The sequence below is a fragment of the Micromonospora fulviviridis genome (assembly GCF_014648395.1).
Classification (GTDB): domain Bacteria; phylum Actinomycetota; class Actinomycetes; order Mycobacteriales; family Micromonosporaceae; genus Micromonospora; species Micromonospora fulviviridis.
This window is the reverse complement of the sequence record NZ_BMRA01000001.1, coordinates 969,612-979,867: the sequence shown is the minus strand read 5'-3', so window position 1 is coordinate 979,867 and position 10,256 is coordinate 969,612. Positions and strand designations below refer to the sequence as shown.

The following is a 10,256-nucleotide window of genomic DNA, read 5'->3' as shown; positions in this document are numbered from 1 at the left end:
CGCCGCCGTCGTCGGTCAGGAGACCGTGGTGGTCGCGATAGCGGCCGTGGCGGCGGTCGTGGCGACCAGCACGGCGGCCTGCGTCTCCTCGATCGCCTTCCTGGTGGCCGCGGAGGCCCAGTCGCCCGCGGCGATCTCGGCCAGGCGAGCCTTGACCCGGTCCTTCGGCAGCGCACGGAAGAGCTTCCGGTCCAGGCCGACCGCCCGGGTCAGGGTGAGCAGCGCGGCCGTCCGGGCGTCCACCGGGCCGTCGCCGGCCAGCGCGGCGACCATCCGCTCCCGGGCCGCCGTCTCCACCGCCGGCTCCGCGCCGGTCGGCGAGGGATAGCGGGTACGCGGGAACACCCACAGCACCCGGTCCGACTCGCGGCGCAGCACCCCGGCCTCGACCAGCCCGTCGAGCACCCGGTCCGGCAGGCCCTTGCCCAGCCTGCTGATCCAGTCCTTCGGCTTGCGCGGCCGGTCCCCGGCGACGGTGGCGAGCGCCCGGTCCAGCAGCGGCACGCCGGTCGGGGTGGGATCGGTCACCGCCAGCCGGCCGTCGGTCACCTCGACCCGGCCGGCCAGGGCCAGCTCCAGCAGGACCGCCCCGGCGAGGCCATAGTCCAGGTGCGGCCGGCCGAGCCGGTTGGCACCGCCGTCGTCGTGGGCGAGCAGGACCAGTTCGTCGGTGAGGAGCAGGTCGTTCATGCGATCCACGCTACGTGTGCGGGGCCACCGCCCCGGTCGCCGGTTCGTGTCGGGTGCCGGCCCGTGGAACAATCGCGCTCATCGACGGCCTGCTGGTTACCACGCTGTTGCCCCTGGTCGGCTTCGTGCTGCTGACCGCCGGCAACGCGTTCTTCGTCGCGGCCGAGTTCGCCCTGGTCACCGTCGACCGCGCGGAGATCGACCGGCGGGCCGGCGAGGGGGACAGTGGCGCCGTCGCGGTACGCCGGGCGCTGCGCGAACTCTCCTTCCAGCTCTCCGGCGCCCAGCTCGGCATCACCATCACCGCGCTGCTCACCGGCTACCTGGCCGAGCCGGCGCTGGCCCGGCTCTTCGCCCCGCTGCTGCGCCCGGTCGGCGGGGCCGAACGGTTCAGCGGGCTGCTCGCCCTGGCGCTGGCCACCCTCATCTCGATGCTCTTCGGCGAGCTGGTGCCGAAGAACCTGGCGCTGGCCCGGCCGATGCCCACCGCGCTCGGCACCGCCGGGCCGATGCGGACCTTCTCCCGCACCTTCGGGTGGCTGATCCGGCTGCTCAACGACTCGGCGAACCGGCTGGTCCGGCGGCTCGGCGTGGAGCCGCAGGAGGAGCTGGCCAGCGCCCGGTCCCCGGAGGAGCTGGGGTTGCTGGCGGCCATCTCGGCCCGGGCCGGGGCGCTGCCGCCGGACACCGCCATGCTGCTGCGCCGCACCATCCGGTTCGGCGACAAGCGGGCCGCCGAGGCCATGACCCCCCGGGTCGACGTGATCGCGCTGCGCGCCACCGCGACGGTCGCCGAGCTGCTGGACCTGTCCCGGCAGACCGGCCGGACCCGGTTCCCGGTCTACGAGGAGACGCTGGACCTGGTCACCGGGGTGGCCGGGGTGCCGGACGCGCTCGGCGTGCCGCTGGCCCGCCGGGCCGCCACGACGGTCGCCGCGGTCGCCCGGGAACCGGTGTACGTCCCGGAGAGCCTCGACCTCGACGGCGTGCTGGCCGCGCTCAAGGACGCCGGCGCCGATCTGGCCATCGTGGTCGACGAGTACGGCGGCACGGACGGTGTGGTGACCGTGGAGGACCTCGTCGAGGAGCTGGTCGGGGAGATCGCCGACGAGTTCGACCCGGCCGCGGTGGACGACCTCGGCCCGGTCGAGCTGACGGTGCCGGGCGGTGAGCGGACCGTGCTGGTGGACGGCGTGCTCCGCGAGGACGAGCTGGTCGAGCAGACCGGTTTCCGCCTGCCCGAGGGGCCGTACGAGACCCTCGCCGGCTTCCTGATGGCCCGGCTCGGGCACATCCCCGTGCCCGGCGAGACCGTCGAGGACAGCGGGTACGAGTTCACCGTCGTGGAGGTCGACCGGCACCGGATCGAGCAGGTCCGGGTGGTCCGCCCGGAGGAGCCCGACGACGGTGAGTGAGCTGCTGATCGCCCTTGTGCTGCTGCTCGGCAACGCCTTCTTCGTGGGCAGTGAGTTCGCCCTGATCGCCTCCCGCCGGACCGTGCTGGAGCCGCTGGCGGCGACGTCGAAGCGGGCTCGCTGGGCGCTGTCGGCGATGAACCAGATCCCGTTGATGATCGCCGGGGCGCAGCTCGGCATCACGGTCTGCTCGCTCGGCCTCGGCGCGATCGCCGAGCCGGCGCTGGCCCACCTGCTGGAGGCCCCGTTCGAGGCGCTCGGCCTGCCCGCGTCGGTGGTGCACCCGGTGGCCTTCGTGATCGCCCTCGGCGTGGTGGTCTTCCTGCACACCGTGGTCGGCGAGATGGTGCCGAAGAACATCACCCTGGCCGGCCCGGAGCCGTCGGCGCTCTGGCTCGGCCCGGCCATGCTGGCCTTCTGCCTGGCCACCAAGCCGCTGCTGCTGGCCATGAAGTGGTCGGCCCGGCAGGTGCTGCGGCTGTGGCGGGTCGAGGCGACCGACGCCGTGAAGACCGTGTTCACGGCGGAGGAGTTGGCCGGCCTGGTCTCGCAGGCGCGTACCGAGGGGTTGCTGGACGCCGAGGAGCACGCCCGGATCACCGGCGCGCTGGCCCTGCACAGCCGGACCGCGGCCGACGCCCTGCAACCCTGGTCGACGGTGACGACGGTGGCCGAGGACGTCTCACCGGCGTCGCTGGAGGTGCTGGCCACCCGTACCGGCCGGTCCCGCTTCCCGGTGGTGCAGCGGTCCACCCGCCGGGTGCTCGGCTTCGTGCACGTGAAGGACGTGCTCGGCTACGCGGGCGCCGGCCGCCGGGCGCCGGTGCCCGCCGAGGTCTACCGGCCGCTGGCCGTGGTGCCGCCCGACCGTACGCTGGCCGATCTGCTGCTCTCCATGCGGCGCGAGCGCCGGCACATGGTGCTGGTGAGTGACGGCCGTCGACCGCTCGGTGTGGTGACTCTCGACGACGTATTGACGGCTATCGTTGGCAAGTAAATGAATACCCTTGGTACACAAGTGGTTGCGCACACGTGATTGAACCGTTGGTCGCCTTGATTCCACCCCCGTGCCTTCCCTAATGTGGGGCACCGACCGCTGTGGGTCGTCTGCCTCGACCTTCCCTCTCGCGAGGCGCCCGGCGGTCGGTTGCAAAGGAGTCCGTGCCGGTGGCAACCATGCCCCCTGAACGTCACGCCCCGAGCCAGCCCCCCGGCCGACCGGCCGGGTTCAACCGGGTGGTACGCCGTCTCCTCACCGTGGTCGCCGCCGTCGCGGTCGGCGCCGGGCTGCTGGCGGCCCCGGCGCACGCGGCGCCGTCGGTGGACGAGATCGACGCCCAGATCGACAAGCAGTGGGAGCAGCTGGAGCCCACCATCGAGCAGTACAACAAGGTGCGCGCCCAGCTCAAGGTCAACAAGAAGAAGTCGGCCGACCTCGAGAAGAAGATGGTGCCGCTCGAACTGGAGTCGGCGCTGGCCATGAACAAGGTCGGCGACATCGCCGCCCGCTACTACATCCAGGGCCCGTCCCAGGATCTCGGCGCGCTGCTGGTCAACACCAAGCCCGGCACGCTCGCCGAGCAGCTGGTCATCCTCGACCGGCTCGCCGACGACCAGCGCCGGCAGATCGCCGGCGTGCTCGCCGTGCGGGACAAGTACAACAAGCAGAAGCAGAAGCTGGACGCGCTGATCGCCACCGAGATCAAGCAGAGCAACGAGCTCGCGGCGAAGAAGAAGCAGATCGACTCCGAGATCAAGCGGCTGACCGCCATGCTGCCGGTGACCTCGATCCGCCCGGAGGGCTGCCCGGCCATCGACGGAGTGGTGAGCAGCGCGGCGCGCACCGCGATCAAGACCGCCTGCCTCCAGGTCGGTGACCCGTACGTCTGGGGCGCCACCGGCCCGAACTCGTTCGACTGCTCCGGCCTCACCCAGTACGCCTACAAGGCGGCGGGCATCTCGCTCACCCACTTCACGGGCGCGCAGTGGAACGAGGGCCGGAAGATCGCGTCGAGCGACGCCAGGCCGGGTGACCTGGTCTTCTTCTACAGCGACCTGCACCATGTCGGGCTCTATCTCGGCAACGGGTTGATGGTGCACGCGCCCCGGACCGGCAAACCGGTCCAGGTCGCCAAGGTGGCCTACATGCCGGTCGCCGGCTACCGCAGGCCGTACTGACCCACCCCGAGCAGCACGAAGGCCCCCGGTCCACGCGGACCGGGGGCCTTCGTCGTCGGGACCGTCAGCTGGTCGAGCCGATCGCCGACGGCAGGATCAGCACGTCGTCGAGGTTCGCGAACATGATCCGGTGGCCGAACTGGATCTGCACGTACCGGGTCTCGCCGCGGACCACGGTGCGGTCATCCGGGGCGGAGCCGTCGAACGAGACCGCCCGGTAGTACTCGCTGGGCAGGACACCGCCGAGCGCGTACCGCTGGCCGGCCACGAAGGTGTACTGGAGCGGGGAGACACCCTGGAAGGGGATGGTGGCCGGGTAGGCCTCCTTCTCCGGGTAGGCCCGTCCGTACACCGGGATGGTGGTCTTGCCGGGCTTGGGCGTCACCACGAAGCCCGCCGACCACTTGGCCGTGGGCGCCGAGGCCGGGTTGAAGAACCAGGCCTTCTGACCGAGGTACCAGATCGCCGTCCAGTCACCCTGCACGTCGGCGAGCGCGTACGTCTGGCCGGCCGAGGCGCGGGCGCCGTGGTCGGAGATGTACATGGTGTCCGGCGTGCCGTTGGGCCGCAGGCCGAGGTCGTTGACCAGCGGGGCGGTCGCGCTCGGCGCGGTCCGCAGGATGACCGCCGAGGAGCCGCGCAGCGGGCACGGCGCGGCCGGCGGGGTGGGCTTCGGGACGCCCGGCGGCTGCTGGTTGCAACCGACGAAGGCGGGCTGGTTGGTGGCGAAGTCCGGGTCGATGGTGACCAGGCCGGTGTGGGCGGTCCCGGTCGAGTGGAACGGCGCCTTCATGAGGTCGAAGTAGTGCGACCAGTCCCAGTACGGGCCCGGGTCCCAGTGCATCCCGGCCACGTTGCCCGCGACCGTGCCGGGCACGTTGTCGTGGCCGATGATGTGCTGCCGGTCCAGCGGGATCTGGAACTTCAGCGCCAGGTGCCGGACCAGCTTCGCCGACGCCCGGTACATCGCCTCGGTGTACCAGGTGCCGTGTCCGGCGAAGCCCTCGTGTTCGAGGCCGATGGACTTGGCGTTGACGTACCAGTTGCCGGCGTGCCAGCCGACGTCCTTGGCCTTGATGTGCTGGGCGACGTAGCCGTCCACCGAGCGCAGCGTGTAGTGCCAGCCCAGGTAGGTCTTGTCCTTGACCAGGTTGACGCTCGGGCCGAAGTAGCCCTCCGTGTCGTGGATGACGATGTACTCGATCTTCTGCTGGGCCGGCCGGTTGCCGAGGTCGTGGTTGCCGTAGTCCCAGGTGCCCGTCTTGGGGATGTAGTACTCCTCGTACGGCGCGGGGATCCACTCGCAGGCGAGCCGCACCGGGCACTCCAGGCCGTCCGGCCGCTCGGCCCGGCGCAGCCCCAGCTTGTGCAGCCCCGACTGGTCCGGCGTCACCGCGGCGGCGGCCAGGGTCACCCGCTGGCCGTCGTCGGTGGTCCGGGCCGCGCCGAGGCCGAGCTGGTCGTAGACCTCGTCGGCGAAGGCCGCCGCCGCGTCCTCGGTGTCCGCGCCGGAGTAGCGGGCCACCGCGCCGTACCAGGCCGCCGGGTCGGTGCCGGTGCCGACCGGCGCACCCAGCTCCTTCTGGTACGACGCGAGCAGCGCCGCCCCGCCCCGGATGTTGGCGGCCGGGTCGGTGCGCAGCGTCTCCTCGGCGAGGCCGGTGAGCGCTGCGGCGGCGTCGAGCGTCTGGAGGGACGCCTGCGGCAGCACGTCCTCCGCTGGCGCGGCCGCGATGGCCGGGTCGAGGGTGAGCGGGCGAGAGTCGTCGCCCCGCGGGTCCTCGCCCTCGTCGACGTGGCCGCTGGCCGGGGTCGCGAGGATGTGTTGGGCGTCGGTGAGGTGCATCGGGCCGTAGCCGCCGCTGGTGCTCGGCTGACCCGGGTGGGTGTCCCAACGCGACTCCAGGTACGAGACGCCGAGCAGGACGCTCTGCGGCACGCCGTACTCCGCCGCGGCGGCGGCGTACTGCTCCTGGCGGTCGGTGGCGGGTTGGGTGGTGCTCGGTTCCGCGGCCACCGGTCCGGTCGCCACGAGCGCGGTTGCCGCCGCGACGGCGGCTGCCAGCAGCATCCGTCTGCCCGACGGCGGGGGTGAGAGGTGCATCGAACCTCCAGACAGGGATGGGGGTCACTGCGTCCTCACCCTCGCCCCGCGCACCCTCCGGGTCAATACCTTTCCAGCAAGTAATCTGACGTGAAGAAAACCTTCATTCCCCTGGTGAGGTCGTACGGAGTGTCACGGCGTCTCGGGTTGCGGATCGATAACGGCCATCTCTACTCTGGTCAATCGTCGGCCGCCAGTCTCACCGTCCAACCCGGGTGGTGACGGTCCGACACCGCCGAGTCGCCTCCGGGCGAGCCGGGGACCCAGGTACCTGGGGTGAATCCGCAGCCACTGCGGTAGGGCGGCTCCCTTCCCGCCCGAACCCGTCAGCTAACCCGGTAGGCGGGCAGGAAGAAGGAGTACCGAAGCCCGGTGGCACACCATGCCCCGCGGCCACCGTCGTTCCGGTCGCCCGACCGGTCGGCGGCTGTGCCGCGTTCCCGCTGGTCCCGCATCACCACCGTCCTCGCCGCGCTGGTCGGCACCGCCGTCGTCCTGACCGGTGGCGCCACGGCGGCCCACGCCGAACCGTCGGTCACCGAGATCGAGCGCCAGATCGACCAGGACTGGAACAAGCTCGAACCGATCATCGAACAGGTCAACGCCACCCGCGAGCAGCTCGCCGCCAAGCGCAAGCAGGCCGCCGCGCTCGCCAAGCAGATCGCCCCGCTCCAGGCCCGGGTGGACGCCGCCCTCGGCCAGGTGGGCGGCCTCGCCGCCGACGCGTACAAGGGCGACAACAACCTCTCCACCGTGAACGCGCTGCTGGGCAGCCGGTCGCCGAGCGAGCTGGTGGACGGCCTCGCACTGCTCGACCGCTTCGCGAACCGCCAGCAGGAGCAGGTGCGGGCCGTCGCCGAGCTGCGCGACGAACTGGCCGCCAAGAAGCAGCCGCTGGACGAGATGATCAGCGAGCTGGCGCGTACCGAGGCGCAGCTCGCGGCGAAGAAGAAGCAGATCGACGCCGAGATCGTCAAGCTCCAGAAGCTCCGGCTCAAGGTCTACGGCAACGGCGGCGGCGGCCCGCTGCGCCCGGCCCCCTGCCCCGCCGGCTACCCCGGTGGCCCGGCCGGCGTCGCGGTCAAGTTCGCCTGCGCCCAGATCGGCAAGATCTACGTGTGGGGCGCCGCCGGCCCGGACCACTTCGACTGCTCCGGCCTCACCATGGCGGCGTGGGCCAAGGCCGGCGTCTCGCTGCCGCACAACGCCCGCCAGCAGCACGACGTGACCAGGCGGGTGAGCCGGAGCGAGCTGCGCGCCGGCGACCTCGTCTTCTACTACAGCGACCTGCACCACGTCGCCATGTACGTCGGTGACGGCTGGGTGGTGCACGCCTCCCAGTCCGGCAAGCCGATCACGATGAAGCGCGTCGACGACGGCCAGATCAACAGCTACGGCCGCCCGGGCTGACCGGTCCGCAGGGGCTCCCGTGTCGCGGGGGCCCCTGCGCCGTTCCGGCCTACCGGTCGGTCAGCGGGTCGGCCAGGTGCGCCAGCTCTGCCAGGACCGGCTCGGCGTCGGCCCGCGCTGCCCCTGGTAGCGCGACCCGTAGATCGCCGAGCCGTACGGGTGCTCAGCCGGCGAGGAGAGCCGGAAGATGCAGAGCTGGCCGATCTTCATGCCCGGCCAGAGCGTGATCGGCAGGTTCGCCACGTTGGACAGCTCCAGCGTGACGTGACCGGAGAAGCCCGGGTCGATGAAGCCGGCCGTGGAGTGGGTGAGCAGGCCGAGCCGGCCCAGGCTGGACTTGCCCTCCAGGCGCCCGGCGAGCTGGTCGCCCAGCGAGATCACCTCCAGCGTGGAGGCGAGCACGAACTCGCCCGGGTGCAGCACGAACGGCTGGCCCTCGGGCACCTCGACCATCGAGGTGAGGTCGTCCTGCTGCACGGACGGGTCGATGTGCGTGTAGAGATGGTTGTTGAAGACCCGGAACAGCCGGTCCAGACGTACGTCGATGCTCGACGGCTGCACCAGCGTGGGCTCGAAGGGCTCCAGCGCGAGCGTGCCCGCCTTGATCTCGGAGACCAGGTCGCGGTCGGAGAGCAGCATCGGAACACCATAGCGACCGGTACGGGTGACCTGCGTGTCGGACTACATCTTCGTACACCTGTTCGATAGAATGTCCGCATGGCTTCCTGGTCCGAATTCGCCGCCGACGAGCCCCGACTCGCCGACGAGATCCGCCTCCTGTTGCAGCAGTACGGGCCGGGTTTCGGCTACCTCGCCACGGTCCGCGCCGACGGCGGCCCGCGGGTGCACCCGGTCTCCCCGGTCATCACCGACGACGGGCTCTGGTGCTTCGTCATCGACTCGCCCAAGCGCCGCGACCTCGAACGCGACGGCCGCTTCGCGCTGCACTCCTTTCCGCCGGAGGAGAGCGACGACGAGGCCTACGTGGCCGGCCGGGCCCGCCCGGTGACCGACCCCGCGACGGTGGCCCGGGTGGCCCGGATCGGCCGGGCCGCGCCGCAGGGCGACTGGCGGTTGTTCGAGTTCACCGTCGACGTGGCGATGCTGACCCGGCGCGACCAGGTGGCGCGCCCCGGCGGCGGCCGGCCCGAGGTGCGGGTCTGGCTCGACCCGGGGGCGGGCGCACCGGCCCGGCGCGACCCGCTCACCCCGGAAGGCCGGCGCGGCCGGCACGGCTTCGACACCCGCCGCCCGGCGGCCTGAGCCGAAAAGGCCGGTGCCGGCCCCGTCCGAGGACGGGACCGGCACCGGCTTGTCGTGCGGGTCGGTCAGGCCGCGCGGTAGGCGTTCCACGCGGTCAGCATGCGGCTCGCCTGACCAGGGGTGAACTGGTACATGCACGAGTCGTAGGTGTAGTCCATGAAGTTGGTGATCGGGTCCAGGCCGGCGGTGGTGCAGGTGTCGCGACCGGTCGGGCACTGGAAGGCCGGCGAGGCCTCGGCCGGGGTGTCGGAGACGCTGTCGCCCGAGCCGGAGCAGCCACCCTGGAAGGTGTGGTAGAGGTTCAGCCAGTGGCCGATCTCGTGGGTGCCGGTGTCGCCCTGGTTGTAGTTGGTGGCGGTGCCACCCGGCAGCGACTCGCTCAGCACGACCACGCCGTCCATGCTGTTCAGCTTGCGCTGCGGGAAGGTGGCCCAGCCGAGCAGGTCGTCGCTCAGCTCACCCAGGTAGACGTTGAGGGTGTTCTTGCCGCCCTCGCGCAGCGAGGTCTTCATCGAGCGCTCGGCCGAGGAACCCTGCACGATCGGGTACCAGGCGGCGTTGGTGACGTGGTGCACCTTGGTGAGCTGGAAGCTGAAGGCGGTCGCGGCGCCGTCGGTGGCACCGCTGTACGCCTTGTTCAGCACATCGATCTGCTGGGTCACCATCGAGTCCGGGATGTTGCCGCCGGCCCGGGTGCTGTCCCGCTGGATGACGTGGACGACGACGGGGATGGTCACCGTGGCCAGCGGGGTGGCCCCGGCGCCGGCGCGGAAGTTGGCTCGCTCACGCAGCGCCGCGGCCAGGTCGGCGTCGCGCTCGCGGACCTGCTTGGCGGTCAGCTCGTTCGGGTCCAGCTTGGCCGTGCCGCCCTTCTTGACCCGGGCGTCCGAGTGGACGTCGGCGGGTCCGACGCAGGACGCGTCGGGGGCTGCCGAGAAGGCCGAAGCAGCGGGGACGACGCCCACAGCGGCGGTGCTGAGCAGCAGCGCGAGGGTCGTCGACGCGACGCCGGCGGTACGCCGGGTCAGCAGGTTGGGACGCAGTCCCATGGGCCCACCTCTTTCGAACGGCATGACAGGGGGTATGTCACGCCGGGTCGGAAACGTGTGGGAGACGTTACATCCGATCGAAGGATTTGAGAACGACCATATGTTGCCGTGGTGAAACTTTCCGCTGCTGATCGGCGCTCCACCGTG

9 protein-coding genes and 1 riboswitch are annotated in these 10,256 nt (G+C 71.6%); of the genes, 5 read left to right on the top strand and 4 right to left on the bottom strand.

Annotation, left to right across the window (positions count from 1 at the left end; translation table 11 throughout):
• Nucleotides 1-15: 15 nt before the first annotated feature.
• Nucleotides 16-690 carry a GOLPH3/VPS74 family protein gene (locus tag IEY96_RS04900; protein WP_189193548.1) on the bottom strand — a complete coding sequence of 225 codons (675 nt, stop codon included), beginning with the start codon at nt 688-690 and terminating at the stop codon, nt 16-18.
• A 107-nt stretch (nt 691-797) separates the two neighbouring features.
• Between IEY96_RS04900 and IEY96_RS04895 the strand changes: the two genes are divergently transcribed.
• The 3 genes from IEY96_RS04895 to IEY96_RS04885 all read left to right on the top strand — a co-directional run bounded on the left by IEY96_RS04895 (nt 798) and on the right by IEY96_RS04885 (nt 4,283).
• The gene (locus IEY96_RS04895) at nt 798-2,105 is read left to right on the top strand and encodes a hemolysin family protein (protein WP_189193628.1); all 1,308 of its coding nucleotides are present in this window, start codon (nt 798-800) and stop codon (nt 2,103-2,105) included.
• Nucleotides 2,098-3,102, top strand: coding sequence for a hemolysin family protein (locus IEY96_RS04890; RefSeq protein ID WP_189193547.1), 1,005 nt, complete (start codon nt 2,098-2,100; stop codon nt 3,100-3,102). The genes IEY96_RS04895 and IEY96_RS04890 overlap by 8 nt, the downstream gene beginning before the upstream one ends.
• 179 nt (nt 3,103-3,281) lie before the next feature.
• Nucleotides 3,282-4,283 (top strand): C40 family peptidase, encoded by a 1,002-nt coding sequence (locus IEY96_RS04885; RefSeq protein ID WP_189193546.1) that lies wholly within the window; start codon nt 3,282-3,284, stop codon nt 4,281-4,283.
• A gap of 64 nt (nt 4,284-4,347) precedes the next feature.
• Here the strand turns inward: IEY96_RS04885 and IEY96_RS04880 are convergent, their stop codons facing one another.
• Nucleotides 4,348-6,354 carry an N-acetylmuramoyl-L-alanine amidase gene (locus IEY96_RS04880; protein WP_229791377.1) on the bottom strand — a complete coding sequence of 669 codons (2,007 nt, stop codon included), beginning with the start codon at nt 6,352-6,354 and terminating at the stop codon, nt 4,348-4,350.
• Nucleotides 6,355-6,610: 256 nt separating this feature from the next.
• A riboswitch (cyclic di-AMP (ydaO/yuaA leader) is annotated at nt 6,611-6,746 on the top strand.
• A 70-nt stretch (nt 6,747-6,816) separates the two neighbouring features.
• On the opposite strand from IEY96_RS04880, the gene IEY96_RS04875 reads away from it, so the two are divergent.
• Complete coding sequence (locus IEY96_RS04875; RefSeq protein WP_229791376.1) at nt 6,817-7,797, top strand: C40 family peptidase; 981 nt, start codon at nt 6,817-6,819, stop codon at nt 7,795-7,797.
• A 60-nt stretch (nt 7,798-7,857) separates the two neighbouring features.
• Here IEY96_RS04875 and dcd read toward each other — a convergent pair whose 3' ends face one another.
• Nucleotides 7,858-8,436 carry a dCTP deaminase gene (dcd, locus tag IEY96_RS04870; RefSeq protein WP_189193543.1) on the bottom strand — a complete coding sequence of 193 codons (579 nt, stop codon included), beginning with the start codon at nt 8,434-8,436 and terminating at the stop codon, nt 7,858-7,860.
• A gap of 78 nt (nt 8,437-8,514) precedes the next feature.
• Here dcd and IEY96_RS04865 point away from each other — a divergent pair, with 78 nt between their 5' ends.
• Complete coding sequence (locus IEY96_RS04865; RefSeq protein WP_189193542.1) at nt 8,515-9,060, top strand: pyridoxamine 5'-phosphate oxidase family protein; 546 nt, start codon at nt 8,515-8,517, stop codon at nt 9,058-9,060.
• A 65-nt stretch (nt 9,061-9,125) separates the two neighbouring features.
• On the opposite strand, the gene IEY96_RS04860 is transcribed toward IEY96_RS04865, so the two are convergent.
• Nucleotides 9,126-10,109 (bottom strand): zinc metalloprotease, encoded by a 984-nt coding sequence (locus tag IEY96_RS04860; RefSeq protein ID WP_189193541.1) that lies wholly within the window; start codon nt 10,107-10,109, stop codon nt 9,126-9,128.
• Between the last annotated feature and the right edge of the window lie 147 nt (nt 10,110-10,256).